Source organism: Colwellia maritima (assembly GCF_022669015.1).
GTDB classification, from domain to species: domain Bacteria; phylum Pseudomonadota; class Gammaproteobacteria; order Enterobacterales; family Alteromonadaceae; genus Colwellia; species Colwellia maritima.
This window is the reverse complement of record NZ_JAKKSL010000004.1, coordinates 1-17524: the sequence shown is the minus strand read 5'-3', so window position 1 is coordinate 17524 and position 17524 is coordinate 1. Positions and strand designations below refer to the sequence as shown.

Here is a 17524-nt window from a genome sequence, read left to right as displayed (position 1 = left end):
ATTTTGCTTAACAAAGCTAGCCAGATTAGCGATGCTTTTGAGCAATCTTTTTTTATGATGGTGCACTTACCTTATTTGCAGCCGTTTGCTGATATTAATAAACGCACATCCCGCTTGACTGCGAACCTGCCACTATTTCTCGCTAACCTATGTCCGTTAACTTTTCTCGACGTACCAGAGCAAGCATATAGTAGGGCTACCTTGGGCATTTATGAAATGACTCGAGTTGAATTATTGCGCGATCTTTATGTTTGGGCTTATGAGCGTTCAACGCAAGAGTACTTGGCGATAAAGCAAGATTTGGCAGAGCCAGATCTATTACGCCTGACTTGGCGAGACTTTATCAAGCAAACTATTCATCTGGTTGTGACTAGTTCTGAACAAGATCCGTTTACTCTTATTAAGCAAGTAATAAAAAAAGAAATTCCTGCTGCTGAGCAAAATGATCTACAAGCTTTAATTGTAGAAGAGTTGAGACGATTGCATGAAGGCGTGTTAGCTCGTTATGGTTTACGCCCCTCTGAATTTTCTGCATGAAAGGCTGTGTAACAGGCTAATAAGAGCTGATTTCATATCAATACTCCCTAATGACATTGAACAATTAGGTATTAAACGCTGCACCATCTACTCTCGCTCGTCTGTAGAAAAAGATAATCGTAATCCATTTGATTCAGTCAGTGCACAGTTTATGGCCTGTGCAGAATTTATTGGCTCCCAACGCCAATGAAGAGTCAGAGACAAAATTATATAAGTGGTTTTTCAGTAAATGTAACTTCAATGTAGCTACATTGCGACCAAGGTGTTCAAATTGACTATGGTGGAAAAAGGGTGACAAATTACTTGTACCTTATTTATTTGTCACCCTTTATTTAAGCTAACTATTGTTTTGTTAATACAACAACACCTGTTTTAAGTGTGCCATCTTTATGTAAAGTCATAATCGATTCAGAAAATTTAAACACTTCTGTGTCCCGAGTTTCTGGGTAGGTTAATATTATCAAGGCACCATCAACAACATAAGTTCCGCTAGTTTCTCCGGCTACTGATTTCGGGTAACTCATATCTCGGTAATCAGTAAACGTACCGTCATTCGAAAATGAAAAACGTAAATTGGCTTTTATATTTTCTTCATTCAAGGTCGCCGTATAAACTCCTCCAATAAACTCACTATCGATTTCCTTAGTTTCTAGAATATCACTTGCTTCTACTTCGTACTGCTGCGCAGGCTTTTCTTTCAGAGCTATGTTGTCTGTAGAAACCGAAGCTACAGTAACGTCTATAGATTCTTCTTCTGTGGTAAACTTATCAAACAATAAATAACTTCCTACAATTACAATAAATATAATTAATGTTTTCTTCATACAGATAGTATCCTACAATAAAATTTAATAATTAATAATTAATAATTAATAATTAATACAATAAAGGTATGCATTAATTTAGTTTTTTCAATATGTCATTAGCTTTTTTATTTCCGGCTTGTGACAGCTTTTTTAAAAGTTCTTTTGCTTGTGGTATTTTATTTTGTTCAAATAATACTTTCGCTAAATCTAACCCATTTTTTTCTCTAATCTATAGCATTTTTCAAATAACTCTTCAGCTCGTTCAAGGTCCTTATTAACTAATTCCCCTGACGCATAAATTTTACCTAATTGTGCCATTGCAGGCATGTAATTATTTTCAGATGCTTGACTTAATAGATTGACCGCCGTATTAACATTTTTATTAACCTCAATATTAAATAAATAAAATTGAGCTAATGTATATTGACTCGGCCCATGAAATTTGACATTAGAATGAATTAATAGTTTCAAAGCTTTTTTATATTCTTTTTTATTGATATGTAATATAGCTAAATCATGATAAGCATCAATATCACCTAAAGCAACAGCTTGCTCGAAATATTGTTGTGCTTTGCTAATGTTATGCTTATATTTATAATATACTACACCTAGTTCATAATTAGCTCTTATGTAGCCTAGTTCAGTTGATTTTGTATACCAATTAATAGCCTGCTCGATATCTACTTCTCGCCCATAACCATTGATAAAATGTGTCGCTAATAAATATGCAGCTTCTGCCGATTGAAGCTCCACAGCTTGTAAATAAAAATTTTCAGCTTTTTTGTATTCTTGAAAAGTTGCATATTTTTTTCCTTTTGCAACTAACGAATGCATGATCTTTTGATTATCAGCTGCTAATAGACTAGTACTAATTAACAAGATAAAGATAACAATTAAATTAAAAAATTTAGCCTTGTTCATTAACATCCTCATGATATAAAAAAGGAGGCCAAGCCTCCTTTATAGTTTAAACACTTTATTAAAAAGTGATTAGTTTACATTTTGCCATGCAAATGGAGCTGCAGACGTTTGTTCAGCAGTTAATGCACTTGTAGTTGGTACATCAAACTCAACAGTAGTTTGACCGAACAAAATAGTATCAGCTAAACCAGTAACGGTTAATGTAATAACACGTTGATCTGAACTTAAAGTAAACGCACCGTGTAATGCAACTGCAGATACTGGTGTAGTTGCAAGTACAAATGGCGAGTTATTATCAGAAACACCATCAACTTCTACTTGGAACACAGTATCCAATAAAGTAACACCTGCGTTGTTAGCAGTGCTAGCAGTTATAGCTGCATTGGTTGGTAGAGGGAAACCAGGGTTACCTAAGTAAGTATCAATAGCATCCGAGAACGCATTAGATACTGACAAATCAATTGGATGTGAGAAGTTAATAGTATAAGTTACTGTACCATCATCATCACCATTCACACCACCATCATCATAACCAGACGTTGAAACAGTGTATTGATAAGATCCAACACCATTCACCATCAAGAACTGTGGTGCTTCAACTTCCCAACGGTCAGCAAAAACTCCAAGAGTAGATCCTTGGCTACCGGCTAGATCTGCTGCTCTTTGGAGTAAATGTATCCCATTTATTAGCCGCTGATGTCGCATCAGTAATATTATCCCAACGAAGAATCGCATGTTGGTCATCACCAGTGTTTCCACCATCTTCATAGAAGAACTCTTGATTTGCAGTTGTAGAACCTTCAAACACTGTATTAATGCCGGCTGTGCCAGAAACATTTACAGTAACTGTTTTATTGCCATTTGACATAGCAAAACCACTATCATCTGTCGCTAGTTTATTTGGATCTAATGTAACTGAAACAGTTACAGCTGTGTTAACTGGATTAACTAATGTAATAGTTGTTACTGCACTAATGTTAACAGCTTCATTGAATGTTAATTCAATTTCTGTTCCATCCCACTCAGCACTTTCTACGAATGGAGGCATTGCATCACGGAAGATAACTTTAGCATTAGTATCAGCATTGGCTACGTTTTCTGCATCAGAGGTGTCACGTATCGCAGCAACAAAGTCAATAAAGCCAGTGTTATCTACGTTTGCAAGTGTCATCACGTCAGCAACAGTAACTTGAACTAAATCAGCGCCATTAGGCACTGGGTTACCATCAACATCATTCGCAACGTCATTGTTAGCTACATAACCAGAAAGACCAGTTGTAATACCGCTTACTGTTGGAGCTGTTGTTGTTGTTGCAATATCTTCAGAGAAGTCAATACCAATTTCATTGCTAATGCTTGTTGCTGCCCAATCACTGAAAGCTTCAGCATCATAAGTAGCACGATTATCAATATAAGTAGCTGTTGTAAAGCCAGTTTCACCAAGATCTAAACGACCACTTAAGTTAGACAAAGTACCATATGTATTTTCTGAATCACGTGATGGTGTAGCATTATTGTTGCCTTTTTGTTGTAAATGACGAGGTTGAACCCATATTATTGGATTACCCGCAGTTGCTGCAGAGCCATCATTAACTACTTCACCACCATTACCGTATTCTGCTTCACCCGCTGTAGATAAAATTTTACCGTAAACAGCTGCGGCACTAGATAGGTCATAGCTTTCTTGTAGCGTCGTTACTGGAGGTAAAGCATCAATTAATGTAATTTCTTCACTTTCAGCAGCAACACCGAAGTCATCCATAAAGGTAACGGTAACTTTATCACCATCTTTAGCGCCATCAATACCGTAATCAACACCAACACTAGCAGAAGCACTAGAAGCGGCTATTGCAGCAGTAGTGGTAGTAGTACCAACATAAGCAACTGCACTGTCGTCTGCAATTTTAACTACATTAGCATCGGTACTACCAGTACTTATAGTGAAAGAACTTGCATTACCTGTATTAATAGTTACCCATGGGAAATCAGCATCTACTTCATCAATTGTTTCACCAAGACCAATAACACCTAATACAGCATCACCTAATGCTTTCAACTTAGCAGAAGTACCAACCACTTGACCGTTTAATTGTGCGATATCTGTTGCTGTACCAAGACCATTATCTTCTGAATTTTCAGCATCACGGAATGCGTCTGAGTATGCTTGTAAACCGGCTGTAGTACCATCGGCAGCAGTATCTTCATCAAACACTTGTGCTGCAGTAGCACCTTCAACACCTGAATTACCGTCTAAGTATGTACAAAGATTAACTTCGATGTATTTAGCTTTAGTAGTAATTGGGCTTAAGTCATCATAAACAATAGTAGTATTACTACCATCAGCATATGGTGCTGCATTAGTTGCAGTTGCGGCATTAGTAATATCACGAGTAATAACTAAGGCATTGCCTTCATCATCAATTGAAGAAGCTTGTGAAATAAATACTGTAAATTTAGTACCTGGCGCTAACTCTTCAGTAAACACTACTGTTAAAGATAAACCGTCAGGGCTTAATGTAACTGAATCAGTTGCTAAATACTGAGCTCCTGTTTCTGCAACTTTTACTTTACTTGAGTCAAATTTAGTAGTATCCAATGCTTCACTAAAGTTGATAACGATTTCTTTATTAATACCATCATCAAGGTCACCGTAAGTTACGCCATTATCTAAAATACCAACAGTTGGGTTTAAGACGCCATTTACTGAAGCAACCCAAGGAGCGTATTTAACATCTACTTCTACAGCGAACTCATTGTCGATAACTTCGAAAGTACCAACAAAGTTTTCATCTTGTTCGAAAGGTGTTGCAACAACAATTGCACCATCAGTATCAGTAGCAGCATTACCACTGTTATTTGAACCGTTTGAAGTTGCATCTGTATCAGCAGTTGAGATTGTTTTACCTTTAACACCTAAAACAAAAGAAGAGTCAGCAGGAACATTTTCAAACGTGAAAGAACCGTCAGCTGCAGTTACTGCAGTGTATTCACCTGGAGTAACAGTTACTACGGCACCAACAGTACCACCAAGAGAACCTGCCAATGTAGCATTAGCAGCTGAATAACCAGTAAAATCTAAATAAACTGTTTCGCCTTCTGCAGGAGTGGCATTACCTATACGTAGGTAACCAGTAACCATTGCATTTTCTTGAGCAATAACTGCGATACCAGCTTCAGCTGCAAAACCATCAACAAAAGTTGATGCAGTTACGTCTGCGCTACCGCCGTTAGCAGTATTTGTACCTGTATTGTTAACTACCGCTTGAGGTGTAACATTTACAACAGCAGAAAGGTAACCACAGGACCCATAATAGTTACTGTTAATGCAGAAGGAATCTCATCTACTTCATTACCAGTACCGTTATCGTTATTACCATTAAGGTTGGTAACTAACACGTCAGCAAAAACGTAATTACCACCGGCATCGGTAGTAGTTTCTTGACCCATGAAGTAAACCATTGCACCGACAACTGCACGGCCGTTAGTATCTTGTACTTTACCGCTGATAGTGCCTGTAAGACCATGTTGTTCGCTTGTGCTGTTTTGTGGTGCGTCAACAGTAGTGTTTGAAGTAGAAGTACTACCCTCATCACCGTCTGAGTCACCACATGCAGCTAAGCCTAAGCTTAGTACTACTGCTAGTGCTACTTTTGTTTTATAAAATTGAGTTTTATTAACCATTATAGTGTTCCTATTCACTTAAATATTATTTGAATACTGCACATGTCGAACATATGAGTAAATTTTAATCCTGTTTTTCGGTTTACAACATTATCATGTTTTACGGATAAACAATACCTGTCAGTATGACCTATGTCATGTTTTTTTTCGACAAATAACATTAACCGTTGAAACACTCTATTCATAGTTAAAACCTGAAACAATACCTGTTGGAATTCTGCTTCAAACTAAACTTTACGTAACATATAACAATACAACGTAAAACAAAACATCACCGACAACCAAATTGTTTCAAAAAGATATTAACGTTATATTTTTTATTAATCAACATAAAAGTTAATTATTTCTTACATATACCTGAGCAAAATGCTTAAAAATTAACCTTTCACCAAATATCAAGTTCAGATCAAGGCCTAGTAAAGTCCTTGATTGAAAAAATTAGCGGTATATTTCTACTAATTTTGCTGTATTCATAATGTTACAGCCAAAATGTAAGCCGTTACATAAACAGTCAGCTAGCATTATTACAAGCCTCAACATAGGCTGCAATACTATTTTGTTATTGCCTTAATAATTAAATTATAAAGCATAAACAATGTTATAAAGCTTATTAACATTATTGATTCGGCAATTTCAAAATACTCTCCTAGCAAGCCTATGCCTGAAAATACTACCGCGATGGTGGATATAAGCACCAGTGTTTGCTTCGAGCTTAAACCAGTACGTTGTAGTATATGGTGTAGGTGATCTCTGCCAGGTTTAAAAGGCGATTTACCTTTTTTATAGCGTCTGAATACAACGGCTAACATATCCATTAATGGTATAGCACATATCCAGAGTGCAGTTACTGGTCTAAACGAAGCTTGTTCGCCTTGCGTTCCCATGGTTAATAACCAAATAACGCTTAACCCCACAAACATGCTGCCTGCGTCACCCATAAATATTTTTTTAGTGTCTTCACCAAATACTTTGTCAAACAAACCTAAATTAAACATTAAATATGGCATTATGGCTGTTGCTATAATAAGAGGATAACTTAAGTAAGTTGTTTGCCCGCTCATAATAAATAAAATGGCAATGGCGGTAAAAGTGTTAATACTCAGGCTACCTATTAAGCCGTCAATGCCATCCATCATGTTATAGGCATTGATAACCACTATGATACCAATGTAAGTAAATAGTATACCCATTGAGCCAAGGGTAACATCGCCCTGGTTAAACAAATTACCTAAGTTAGATACATAACCACCTACGCCATATATCATTAAACTTGCCACTATTATTTGGCCAACAATACGAATGCGAACGCGTAAATCAAATCTATCGTCTAGCGCACCAATAAACACCATCATGGCTGAAGCGATTAAATACATGCGTAGTTCAAGGGTATCAGGAAGCCAAAGTAAGCTAGCGGCTAGCACGGCAATAAAGATGGAAATACCACCAATAAGAGGAATATGGCCTGAGTGTTGTTTTCTTTCGTTTGGTTTGTCGACCAAGCCCATTTCAACCGCCACAGGTTTACAAAATTTTATTGCTAAGAATGCGAAGAAGAAAGTTGTGAATGCGATAGTCATAGTATACATGTTTGGTTCCGTAACGTTCCTGTTAACTAATGATTACTCACGCAGAGGATAGTTAACGTTGGTGAATGCTAACAATTGCCATGTGGGATAAAAGTTCTCTTTGGAGAAAAACTATCCCTACTGCTAATAAGATGCTTATGCTTTATTGTACTCAGATAAAACCGCTGTGATCCAACACAAGGTTGTTGCCATTTGTAATCGAACTTGTATCAAATTGTAATCAAACACCCAGTACAACAAAATTTTTGCGTCAGTTTTCTTAATAGGTGTTTTCGGCCGCGCAAATTATACTAGAGTTTTTACTTTATTACAGTTTTATTAAGGAAAAAATAGATAATAATTTTCAGTAGCAAACACAGGTATAATATGATTTAGGTCTTAGTTTGGAATTTCTATTTTTGCGTTAGGTAATAGTTGTTGATACTTTTTAGCTAATGCTTGTTTGGCATCATCATCACCATGTACTATTTTTATATGAGACGGTTTATGACGCATGCGCTTTACAAAATTTACCAGGCCGTTTTGGTCGGCATGGGCTGAGTAACCACTTATACTGTGAATATTTGCTTTGATATCTACCCTTTTGCCATCAATAAAAACATAGCCCTGCTTGCCAACGTTAGCTAGTGAGCCATAGTGTTGAATATCACGCCCTAATGTACCTTGCGCTTGATACCCCACAAACAGTACATCAGCGGTACTATCACTTAGAAATTGTTTTAAATAATTGACTATTCTACCGCCGCTGCACATACCACTTGCCGCGATAACGATGGTGGCTTTGGGCTTGAAAATCGTCTGCTTTTAGCTAGGTATGCTATTGTATTTAGGTGTTCTTGATGGCTATCAACAGTATAAAGTTGCTCAAAGTTTAATGGATGCCTGCCCGCGTTTAACACACGTTTTGCTTCTTTATCCCAAAATAGTTTAAAGCGTTTATATTGTTCAGTGAATTTCGCGGCCATAGGCGAGTCGACAATAATGTCGATGTTTTGCCACAGTGCCGATTGCTTTTGTTGATCTTTCGGATGATGCTTTTGTTGTTGATGTATAATTTTCTCAAGCTCATATAATAACTCTTGCGTTCTACCTATGCTAAATGCGGGAATAAGTACAACCCCATTGTCGGCTACGGCTTTTTCAATGATGGATTCTAATTGCTTTGTACGGTCTTTGCGGTGTTGATGATTTTTATCGCCGTAGGTTGATTCAATAATTAAGGTGTCAGCGCGGTATGGGCTTTTAGGAGCGGGTAAAAGCGGTGCATAAGGCGCACCCAGATCACCTGAGAACACAACTCGGTGCTTAGGCTTTTGACTGTCTGGCGTATTTAATTCTATTTCAACGTACGCAGAGCCAAGAATGTGCCCTGCTACTTGAAATTTAATTTTAGTGTCGGTGCTGCCCTTTGCTGATATGTTGTGCCACTGTTTATAGGGTAGCGGCACAAGTTGGTTTGTTAATAACTTCAAACAAGCATCAATAATGGATTTATTACGTGTAACGCCTACTTTGAGTGCGTCTTCAATGACCAAGGGTAATAATGCTGCGGTCGCTTCGGTGGCGTAAATTGCACCTCGAAATCCTGCTGCGAGTAAGTAAGGAATACGGCCAACATGATCAATATGACAATGTGTTACGATTAAGGCGTTCACCGTGCTGATGTCAAAATCAATAGATAAATTTTCTTCGTTATTGTCTACGTCATTTCCTTTGTTCTTCTCTGCTCCTTGAAATAACCCACAATCAATTAAAATAGAATAGTTATCGTCTATGTGCAATTGATGACATGAGCCAGTCACACCGTTAACCGCGCCATGGTGTTGAATATTCATAAATAGTCCCTTACTTTACGTTGAATGGCATTAAGTCTAGCGCATACCGCATTGAATACCAATTGAATTGCCTTTAGTTAAAATTTAATTGGTAATTAATTTTCTAAATGCTTTTATCTCTCTCTGCGGCGGTAAACCAAATAACCGCGCATATTCACGATTAAATTGAGAAGGACTTTCATACCCCACTATATAGGCAGTGTTTGTTGCATCGGTATTATTAGACAACATCATTTGTCGTGCTTGCGTTAGCCGTAAACGTTTTAAGTATTGCAGTGGGCTAAAGCCAGTTACTTGCTTAAATTGATTATAAAAACTTGATGTACTCATATTAACGCTTGCTGCTAACTCGCTTGTACTGGCTTTTTTTGCAATATCTGACTTCATTATGTCAATAATTTTGGCTATTCGATGCATATTACTTCCCTGTAAGTAGGTTTGAATAATTGAGGAGCCGTGAGGCCCACTTAATAAGCAATAATGTATTTCTTGTATGATAAGAGGCGATAAATAAGGGATATCTTTAGGGGTATCTAATAATTGCATTAGCCGTAATATACAATTCATCAACCTGTCATCGATGTTTCCTACAAAAACACCTTTTTCAGTTTTGTTAGGTAATGTTTCTTGAGTCTGTAGTTTTATAGCGAGTTCCGTCATAATTTGCATATCAATATCGATTTGTGCGCATAAGTAAGGCTTACTCTGGCTTGCTTTTGTTACCTCGCCTATTAAAGGTAAATCAACCGATACGGCTAAGTAGTTTCCTTGAGTATAGTAAAATACGTCTTTGTCGAGTATTACCTGTTTATTTCCTTGGGCAACCACGTATATAGAAGGTTTATATATCACGGGTAATCTATTATTTAGTGCTGACATTTTATAACAGTGTAAACCCTCTATGTTTGTAGAGTGTATGCCATCACATTTGGCGTATTGAGCAATTAATTCAGTTAGCTCATTAAATGCCTTTTCATTTTCCATTCACCCTTCCCCTTTGTAAAACACGTTATTAATGTAGCTTAAACAATGCAGCTTAAACGACAAAGCCGTGGTAAGTGAAACTTCCTTAATTTAACTTAATTTAACTTAATCTAACTTAATTTAACTTAATTCAATTTAAGATAAATATAGGATTAGGCAATAAATTAGCAGACTTGTGCAATAGTAAATAGGCTCTGTAGCGATAAAATGATGATTGTTATTTATTCATCATTATTAAATCAGGAAATACATTATGTCTACTATTCAATCTGTTGCTATTGTGACTGGCGCTTCTCGCGGTATTGGCGCTGCTGTTGCAAAGCGTTTGGCTACCGATGGTTTTTCAGTGGTTGTTAATTTTTCTCATAGTGAAAAAGCTGCGTTACATGTTGTAGAAGACATTAAACGCACGGGAGGAAAAGCCGTTGCAATTAAAGCCGATGTATCAAATGCGGCCGATGTTACTCGGCTTTTTGATCTAACGGCGTCTACTTTTGGCTCGCCTGATGTGTTAGTTAATGCTGCTTTGGTATCATGATTTTATCGCCAGTAGCACAATGCAGCGACGACATCTTTGAGAAAACAGTTGCGGTTAACTTTCAAGGAACATTTAACACTTTACGCGAAGCGTCTAAACGGTTAAATAATGGTGGTCGTATTATTAATTTCTCCACATCGGTACTGGGTATAAAGTTACCAACCTATGCTATTTACGCGGCGACTAAAGCCGCCGTTGAGGCGATGACAGCTATTATCGCAAAAGAATTACGTGGTCGGTCTATTACGGTGAATGCCATTGCACCAGGACCGACCGCAACTGAATTATTTTTTATTGGAAAAACAAATGAGCAAATTGACCAATTAACCCAAATGAGTCCATTAGAGCGTTTAGCTGAGCCAGAAGATATTGCTAATACGGCTGCTTTTCTTGCCGGCGCTGAAGGAGGTTGGATCAATGGGCAAACGATACGAGCCAATGGTGGTATGGTTTAAGTTATTGATAATATAAAATTGGGTGGCAACCCTAATAGCCACACCTCGGCACATGAGTCGTCTGCTGCGGTTGCTTCCTTCCGGATCTGGCCGAGTTCACAGAGTATCATTGCGAGGGGACCAAAAGGGTCACCATAATGAATTAAACAACGCGGAATTATGTTTGCTGTTCAATTGGCGCGAATTATCGCTAATCAACGCTAGGTATGCAAGTACTAGTTGGTAATTTTAAACAAGCACTCAACTGTATGGGTGTTTTTCATACAAAAAGCAGAACCTTTTTAAACTTTTTTGTCGGACTAAAGTCCAACCTACCTTTTATGCTATCCCCAATGTAGGGGGTAATTTATTGCCCGCTTTTTGTTAGTTAATTCCATTTTTTTGTTTAGCTAACTTTTCATGCAATTCTAATAATATAGACTTCATCACGAGCAGGTTTTCTTTACCTAAACGCAGTAATAATTTATCTGAATCTGGTAATGATTCTAGTTTGGGGTTAGCAAATTTATACATAACACTGGGTTGTACAAGTTCCATTGACGATTTAGGTAATTCCATATCTAAAACCCGAGTAATCGCGTTTTGTAACGTGTTGGTGAAGTCATCGTCATAACCCAGTTCACTATAGGCTTCGTCAATTAAGGGTTTAACCTCTAAATACCATTGTACAAGGCTGTCGCTGTCCATTGAACGTAGTAACTCAATGTACGAGGCAAAACGTTTACTTGAATCTTCGTTCCACTGTAAAGTATTTTGCTTGTTGGCCTTTGCTTCATCTCCATTTAGAGGTGAAAATTTGATGTTTGGAAGCACAAATGGGCTATGTTCATAAGCGACGGTTCCTTGTGAAAAGTTATCGGTGAATACCACAAATCGACGTATCATATCATCATCAATGATCAGGGTTAGTAATTCCTTACGCCATGTAATTTCAGGTAGCTTTATTTTTAACCAGTCATCGCTTTCGTCTAACGCGGGTAAGGGTTCTTGTTCCGGTTCAAGCACTTCGCTAATGGTTTCAACAACCTCTGTTTCTTCAACTTCGGGTTCAGGTACTGGAATATCAATTTGCTTGGTCAGCTCTGGTTCAATAATAGCTATCGGTACTGAGGGTTCAATAACGACAGGTTTGGCTTTGTCGCCGGTAAATTGCCACGCAACAACAATAGCGACTACCAATAAAATAATAACGATAATAAGAGGCCAAGTGGCTCTGTTGCCTTTGCCGTTTGTATTGTCATTTAATGGTTGATTTAAGTTGTCCATATTCACCTGTGCTATTTTGTTTTACACTAATAATTGTTTCATACTGGTAATTGTTTCATTCTGGCATAAGCAATTGTTTTTTCTGAGATGCTAATGCCTTTAAATATTGCCAAACAGTTTCGACTTGAGATATACGTTTACTCTCTGGGTGCGTTACTAAATAAAAACTACGTACTAGTTTAATTTCATGCTTACAGAGCTTTACTAAGCTAGCATCTTGCTCAGCCAAAAAGCAAGGTAAAATTCCAATACCTAAACCACTTTTTATTGCACTATATTGGTTTGGTAATACTTGTACTTTGAAAACTGGGTTTAATATCTGCATTTAATTCTTTTAAATAAGACAATTGTTCGGTAAATAACAGATTATCTACATAACTAACCCATTGGTACTTTGACAAGTTACTAATATTAATTTCGTCTTCTATTTGCTGCAGGTAACTTGCATGTCCGTATAATTGCAATTGGTAATCACACAGTTTAGCAATAATAGTTGAGGTGTTTTTAGGTTTTTCAACCGCAATGGCAATATCGGCTTCATTACGACTGATTTTAACATCCCGAGCAAAATGTACTAATTCTATTTGAATGTTTGGAAAAGCATGCTTGAGATCAGTTAAATGCGGCGCAATAAAAAAACTACCAAACGCTTCAGTGACGCCTATTCGCACTCGACCACTATTGAGGTATTTATGTTCTTTAATTTCATCAAATGCTTGCCCTGCATCGAGTTCCATTCGCCGAGCAAATTGTAATAATTTTTTCCCATCGAGGGTTAATACATGTCCCTCTATCGTACGTTCAAATAGCTTGGTTGCTAAACTTTCCTCGAGTTTATGCAAACGACGCGAAAGTGTGGAAGCATCTATCATTAAGCGTTTTGCCGCAATAGATAAACGTTCGCTACGCGCCACTTCTAAAAATAATTTAATATCGTCCCAGTTCATAGCTTTAGCATAGCACATATTATTTACTTTGCATAAATGCAATGTGCGTTGCATTTATGAGTATTGCTCAATCAAAACTAAAGGACTATTTTAGTCTTAACTTTATAAATTAAATATATTACTTATACAAAGGGTCTGTCATGTCTGTTAAAGAAATTCCATTGATCATCAATGGTGAAAAAATTCGCTCAACTACCGATACTTGGTTGGATGTTTTAAACCCTGCAACACAAGAAGTTGTGGCGCGAGTGCCTATGGCTACAAAAGAAGAAGTGGCCGCAGCAGTTGCCAGTGCTGCGGAAGCATTTAAAACATGGTCAAAGGTTTCTTTAACCAATCGCATGCGTATTATGCTTAATCTTCAACAACTCGTAAGAGAGCATACACAAGAGTTAGCTGAATTAGTGACATTAGAGCACGGTAAAACACTACCCGATGCTGAAGGCGAAGTTGGCCGTTCATTAGAAGCCATTGAAAATGCATGTTCGGTAACGCGTTTACAATTAGGTGAAATGGCAAATAATGCTGCAACAGGGGTAGATACCTATACTTTAAACAAACCAATAGGTGTTGGCCTTGGTATCACCGCTTTTAACTTCCCATTAATGTTGCCTTCTTTCATGTTTCCGCCTGCCATTGCCTGTGGTAACACCTTTATTTTAAAACCTTCAGAGCAAGCACCATCATCAACTATATTATTAGTTGAATTGGCACTTAAAGCAGGTGTTCCTGTCGGCGTATTAAACGTAGTTCACGGTGGTCCGGATGTTGTTAATCAATTAATAGAAGCTGATGCAGTAAAAGCGGTATCTTTTATTGGTTCAACCGGTGTTGGTACGCATGTTTACAACCATGCCACTAAACACGGTAAACGCGCACAATCAATGATGGGTGCTAAAAACCACATGGTTATTATGCCTGATGCAAATAAAGACAGAGCGATCAATGATTTACTAGGCTCAGCTTTTGGTGCTGCAGGACAACGTTGTATGGCAAACCCGGTCACTATTTTAGTAGGTAAAACTCGTGATTGGTTACCTGAAATTGTTGAACGTGCCAAGTTAATGAAAGTTGGCCCTGGTACACAGCGTGATGCTGATTTAGGCCCCGTGGTATCACCACAAGCTAAAGCACGTATTATTAGCTTATTAGATTCTGGTGTTGAGCAAGGCGCAACTTTATTAGTTGATGGTAGAAATTGCCAAGTTGAAGGCTACCCTAACGGTAACTTCGTTGGTCCAACATTATTCACTAACGTTACTACTGATATGGATATATATAAGCAAGAAATTTTTGGCCCTGCACTGTGTGTGTTAGAAGTTGAAACACTTGAAGAAGCCATTGAGATCATTAACGCTAACCCTAATGGTAACGGTACTTCAATATTTACGTCTTCTGGTTGGAATGCGAGAAAATTTGAAAACGAAATTGATGTTGGTCAAGTAGGTATTAATGTACCAATTCCGGTTCCTGTAGCTTATTTTAGTTTCACTGGATCACGTGGTTCTAAATTGGGTGATTTAGGTCCAAACGGTAAGCAAGTAATTAGTTTTTGGACTTATACTAAATCAGTGACAGCACGTTGGTTTGAACCTGATCACCAAGACGGTAAAGATATTCATACAACCATTAGCATGAAATAAGAACAACCAATGTGGGGCGTGATTTATATTGTGACATGTATCGCGCCCTGTCAAAATAAATTCTAACCTACATTGGCGCATACAAAATCAACACATAACGCCAAATTAATTCCCTTTCTCTCTTAAAAACTTTTCATAATTTTCAACCGCATGTTCATTACCTTTATTGCGTTGACAAACACTTTTTTGGTATTGAAAATTAAACACATCAAACCATAAATCAAGTAAATGACCATTACTCTGTTCCCCTGACATTTCAAGCACTCTTGCTGCAACTTCAGCCGTTGAAAATTGATGTTCTAATGCTGTTTTTCTAACGGTATAACGCGAGTCTTCTCCTACGGGAGAGCAATGTGCATTATTCATTGAGGCTTTAGTATGCATTGCCTGTTTGGGATCAAAAGATACCATGGGGTATTTATCTAAATATGGACTTTTACGAAACATTTTTTTTGCTTCACGCCGGCTGCCATCAAGCATAACAAATAAGGGTCTTTTTCCCTGAGTACATACTACTTTTTGAGTAAAAACTTGACGCCGGCTGTCTGCATATTCTTGCGGGAATACAACAAAGGGTTGCCATTTTTCATCATTGAGTAATGCCAGTAGTTCATCATTTTTGGCGGTTCTAGACCACAAAAAGCAAAAGTATCAGGAATGACATCGGCAATCAATTTACCTGTATTACTAGGTTTTAACACTTCTGTGTCATACATTAATAGAAGAAACCCTGCGTTAGTCACAACGGAACGTTGTTGAGGTGCGATAGCACAGATACAATATTGTTTTGCTAACCGACATAAGTCACAACGTATTACACGTTGCCCTCTTGCTTTATACGTTGTTGTACTGAGGCTTTTTCGAAATTGATGTAATTGGTGAACAGCGTGCATGTTTGACCGAGTGAAAGTAAAAAATAAAAAGGCTCGCTAATGATAACATTACTGAGCCTTTGTCGCTTATGTGATAGTGGTTACATTAATGTTTTATCTTGTTTTTCATGTTTATCGTGTTCACGGGTATATTTAGCCGTTATCACATCAATATCAGCTAATGGTGTGATACTCGATTTCAGCTTTTCTTCAAGTTGGTCAATTTCAACTACTGCGGCACATAAACTGTTGGCTTTTTCTTCTATTTTTTTGGATCTTAACTCCATTTCGTGTTCAATGTTTTCACCAAAATTTTCCATACGGGTTTCAAAATCTTGGGTATCACCACCGGAAAACATTTGTTGTCCTAATGCCATCATCAACATGCCCATAGAATTTACAACAGCCTTCTCTACTGCTGTTTCAACGCGTTTTTCAAAATCTTCACCAAGTAATTCTTTATCTTCTAACCCATTTTCACCTATGGTAAAACCATGCTCTATCGTGAATTTTTCAGCAAGATCATCTTTAATTAATGCCAGTTCTTTTGTTAAGTCAACACTTGCATTATTACCCTCACCTAATAATTCATTAAACGCTAAGTTTACCCCCTCTATTGCAAGATCCACCCCTTCAATAGCAACTTTCCTTGCTTGTGGTATGGTAGTACGAATGTGGCTAGCATATTGTTCAACGAGTGCTTGCTGACTTGAATTTAAAGAAATGGCTTTACCACGAACAGTTAAATTATGTTTATTATCAATGGTATAAAGAGTGTTTTTCTTATTTTCAGATTCAAAAAATTCTAATTTCGATTTATCAACCGTCATACCGGCTTTCATGTCAACATCACATGAGCTATGCGCATACACAGCTGAAGTTGAGAATAGCGACACTAATGATGCTGCTATCAATGTTTTTGGAAGTAACGTTTTTGGAAGTAATGTTAATTTAATTTTATGATTCATGATGGCAACCTTTTATAAATATTTGCTGAATAAGTGATTTAACGCTATTAGTTGAATAAGTAATTACAAATACAATGCCAACTTTAATGTCTTATTTTTCAATAGGATATTAAAAACCTAAAGAGCGTTGGTTATCAAAACCCTACTATTTAGTGTAAAAAACTAATTATTAGTGAGAATTCGTTAAAAATTTTGCATCTCGAATAATCGAGACTGGCAGCGTTGAAACTCAAAACTGAGCTGCGTTCCTTGGTAAAGCTGAGTTATGTCAACATCAGCGCTGATGATTAATTGCACCTTAGAATCATAAAATTCGTCAACTAAGGCTATAAAACGGCGCGCTTCATCGTCTAAATGTCGCAACTCGCCCATTAATACTCCGCTACGTTGGTAGCAATCTTCAATGCCTGAAAACACAGCCGGTATAAGATCTCCGGCAAACTGTGGCACATTACTAATAAGCACAGTGTCAAATTCATCTGCTA

The 17524-nt window shown here is 37.4% G+C and carries 16 protein-coding genes, 1 other RNA gene and 2 pseudogenes; 4 read left to right on the top strand and 15 right to left on the bottom strand.

Annotated elements, in window-relative coordinates; translation table 11 throughout:
* Nucleotides 1-3 precede the first annotated feature (3 nt).
* On the top strand, nt 4-537 hold the full coding sequence (locus tag L3081_RS18565; RefSeq protein ID WP_242287653.1) for a Fic family protein: 534 nt from the start codon (nt 4-6) through the stop codon (nt 535-537).
* Between the two features lie 341 nt (nt 538-878).
* Here the strand turns inward: L3081_RS18565 and L3081_RS18560 are convergent, their stop codons facing one another.
* The 8 genes and pseudogenes from L3081_RS18560 to L3081_RS18525 all read right to left on the bottom strand — a co-directional run bounded on the left by L3081_RS18560 (nt 879) and on the right by L3081_RS18525 (nt 10350).
* Nucleotides 879-1313 (bottom strand): hypothetical protein, encoded by a 435-nt coding sequence (locus L3081_RS18560; RefSeq protein ID WP_242287651.1) that lies wholly within the window; start codon nt 1311-1313, stop codon nt 879-881.
* A 237-nt stretch (nt 1314-1550) separates the two neighbouring features.
* Nucleotides 1551-2264 (bottom strand): tetratricopeptide repeat protein, encoded by a 714-nt coding sequence (locus tag L3081_RS18555; RefSeq protein ID WP_242287649.1) that lies wholly within the window; start codon nt 2262-2264, stop codon nt 1551-1553.
* 69 nt (nt 2265-2333) lie between these two features.
* Nucleotides 2334-2969, bottom strand: coding sequence for a hypothetical protein (locus L3081_RS18550; protein ID WP_242287647.1), 636 nt, complete (start codon nt 2967-2969; stop codon nt 2334-2336).
* On the bottom strand, nt 2905-5403 hold the full coding sequence (locus L3081_RS18545; protein WP_242287646.1) for a hypothetical protein: 2499 nt from the start codon (nt 5401-5403) through the stop codon (nt 2905-2907). Before L3081_RS18545 ends, L3081_RS18550 begins: the two co-directional genes overlap by 65 nt.
* Nucleotides 5404-5540: 137 nt before the next feature.
* Nucleotides 5541-5945 carry a carboxypeptidase-like regulatory domain-containing protein gene (locus tag L3081_RS18540; RefSeq protein WP_242287643.1) on the bottom strand — a complete coding sequence of 135 codons (405 nt, stop codon included), beginning with the start codon at nt 5943-5945 and terminating at the stop codon, nt 5541-5543.
* A 551-nt stretch (nt 5946-6496) separates the two neighbouring features.
* On the bottom strand, nt 6497-7531 hold the full coding sequence (gene wecA / locus L3081_RS18535) for a UDP-N-acetylglucosamine--undecaprenyl-phosphate N-acetylglucosaminephosphotransferase (RefSeq protein WP_242287641.1): 1035 nt from the start codon (nt 7529-7531) through the stop codon (nt 6497-6499).
* A 378-nt stretch (nt 7532-7909) separates the two neighbouring features.
* A pseudogene (locus L3081_RS18530) lies at nt 7910-9366 on the bottom strand (MBL fold metallo-hydrolase RNA specificity domain-containing protein).
* A gap of 84 nt (nt 9367-9450) precedes the next feature.
* Nucleotides 9451-10350: an AraC family transcriptional regulator gene (locus tag L3081_RS18525; RefSeq protein ID WP_242287639.1), complete on the bottom strand. Its 900-nt coding sequence runs from the start codon at nt 10348-10350 to the stop codon at nt 9451-9453.
* Between the two features lie 253 nt (nt 10351-10603).
* On the opposite strand from L3081_RS18525, the gene L3081_RS27220 reads away from it, so the two are divergent.
* Both L3081_RS27220 and L3081_RS27215 read left to right on the top strand, forming a co-directional pair.
* Complete coding sequence (locus L3081_RS27220) at nt 10604-10888, top strand: SDR family NAD(P)-dependent oxidoreductase (protein WP_274620637.1); 285 nt, start codon at nt 10604-10606, stop codon at nt 10886-10888.
* Entirely contained in the window at nt 10885-11343 is a 459-nt protein-coding gene (locus tag L3081_RS27215; protein ID WP_274620636.1) for an SDR family oxidoreductase, read from the top strand. Before L3081_RS27220 ends, L3081_RS27215 begins: the two co-directional genes overlap by 4 nt.
* A 29-nt stretch (nt 11344-11372) precedes the next feature.
* Here the strand turns inward: L3081_RS27215 and ffs are convergent.
* The 4 genes from ffs to L3081_RS18500 all read right to left on the bottom strand — a co-directional run bounded on the left by ffs (nt 11373) and on the right by L3081_RS18500 (nt 13574).
* An RNA gene (gene ffs, locus L3081_RS18515) (signal recognition particle sRNA small type) lies at nt 11373-11469 on the bottom strand.
* 237 nt (nt 11470-11706) lie between these two features.
* On the bottom strand, nt 11707-12609 hold the full coding sequence (locus L3081_RS18510; protein WP_242287637.1) for a DUF3014 domain-containing protein: 903 nt from the start codon (nt 12607-12609) through the stop codon (nt 11707-11709).
* A 55-nt stretch (nt 12610-12664) separates the two neighbouring features.
* On the bottom strand, nt 12665-12934 hold the full coding sequence (locus L3081_RS18505) for a LysR substrate-binding domain-containing protein (RefSeq protein ID WP_242287635.1): 270 nt from the start codon (nt 12932-12934) through the stop codon (nt 12665-12667).
* A complete protein-coding gene (locus L3081_RS18500; protein ID WP_242287633.1) occupies nt 12882-13574 on the bottom strand; it encodes a LysR family transcriptional regulator in 693 nt (230 codons plus the stop codon). Before L3081_RS18500 ends, L3081_RS18505 begins: the two co-directional genes overlap by 53 nt.
* Nucleotides 13575-13696: 122 nt before the next feature.
* On the opposite strand from L3081_RS18500, the gene L3081_RS18495 reads away from it, so the two are divergent.
* On the top strand, nt 13697-15199 hold the full coding sequence (locus L3081_RS18495) for a CoA-acylating methylmalonate-semialdehyde dehydrogenase (protein WP_242287630.1): 1503 nt from the start codon (nt 13697-13699) through the stop codon (nt 15197-15199).
* A 105-nt stretch (nt 15200-15304) separates the two neighbouring features.
* Here L3081_RS18495 and L3081_RS18490 read toward each other — a convergent pair.
* The 3 genes and pseudogenes from L3081_RS18490 to zapE all read right to left on the bottom strand — a co-directional run.
* Nucleotides 15305-16092 (bottom strand): annotated as a pseudogene (locus L3081_RS18490) (tRNA-uridine aminocarboxypropyltransferase).
* Nucleotides 16093-16172: 80 nt separating this feature from the next.
* A complete protein-coding gene (locus L3081_RS18485) occupies nt 16173-17039 on the bottom strand; it encodes a DUF2884 family protein (protein ID WP_242287627.1) in 867 nt (288 codons plus the stop codon).
* Between the two features lie 183 nt (nt 17040-17222).
* The coding region (gene zapE, locus L3081_RS18480) for an AFG1/ZapE family ATPase (RefSeq protein ID WP_242287624.1) at nt 17223-17524 on the bottom strand (302 nt) is incomplete at its 5' end.

Excerpts from the sequence above, each read along its gene's own strand:
- L3081_RS18545 (WP_242287646.1), bottom strand. The coding sequence starts at position 5,403 with ATGGTTACTGGTTACCTACGTATAGGTAATGCCACTCCTGCAGAAGGC.
- L3081_RS18495 (WP_242287630.1), top strand. The coding sequence starts at position 13,697 with ATGTCTGTTAAAGAAATTCCATTGATCATCAATGGTGAAAAAATTCGC.
- L3081_RS18485 (WP_242287627.1), bottom strand. The coding sequence starts at position 17,039 with ATGAATCATAAAATTAAATTAACATTACTTCCAAAAACGTTACTTCCA.
- L3081_RS18505 (WP_242287635.1), bottom strand. The coding sequence starts at position 12,934 with ATGCAGATATTAAACCCAGTTTTCAAAGTACAAGTATTACCAAACCAA.
- L3081_RS18525 (WP_242287639.1), bottom strand. The coding sequence starts at position 10,350 with ATGGAAAATGAAAAGGCATTTAATGAGCTAACTGAATTAATTGCTCAA.
- L3081_RS18500 (WP_242287633.1), bottom strand. The coding sequence starts at position 13,574 with ATGTGCTATGCTAAAGCTATGAACTGGGACGATATTAAATTATTTTTA.
- L3081_RS18540 (WP_242287643.1), bottom strand. The coding sequence starts at position 5,945 with ATGGTTAATAAAACTCAATTTTATAAAACAAAAGTAGCACTAGCAGTA.
- L3081_RS18510 (WP_242287637.1), bottom strand. The coding sequence starts at position 12,609 with ATGGACAACTTAAATCAACCATTAAATGACAATACAAACGGCAAAGGC.
- L3081_RS27220 (WP_274620637.1), top strand. The coding sequence starts at position 10,604 with ATGTCTACTATTCAATCTGTTGCTATTGTGACTGGCGCTTCTCGCGGT.
- L3081_RS18550 (WP_242287647.1), bottom strand. The coding sequence starts at position 2,969 with ATGCGACATCAGCGGCTAATAAATGGGATACATTTACTCCAAAGAGCA.
- L3081_RS18555 (WP_242287649.1), bottom strand. The coding sequence starts at position 2,264 with ATGAACAAGGCTAAATTTTTTAATTTAATTGTTATCTTTATCTTGTTA.
- wecA (WP_242287641.1), bottom strand. The coding sequence starts at position 7,531 with ATGTATACTATGACTATCGCATTCACAACTTTCTTCTTCGCATTCTTA.
- L3081_RS27215 (WP_274620636.1), top strand. The coding sequence starts at position 10,885 with ATGATTTTATCGCCAGTAGCACAATGCAGCGACGACATCTTTGAGAAA.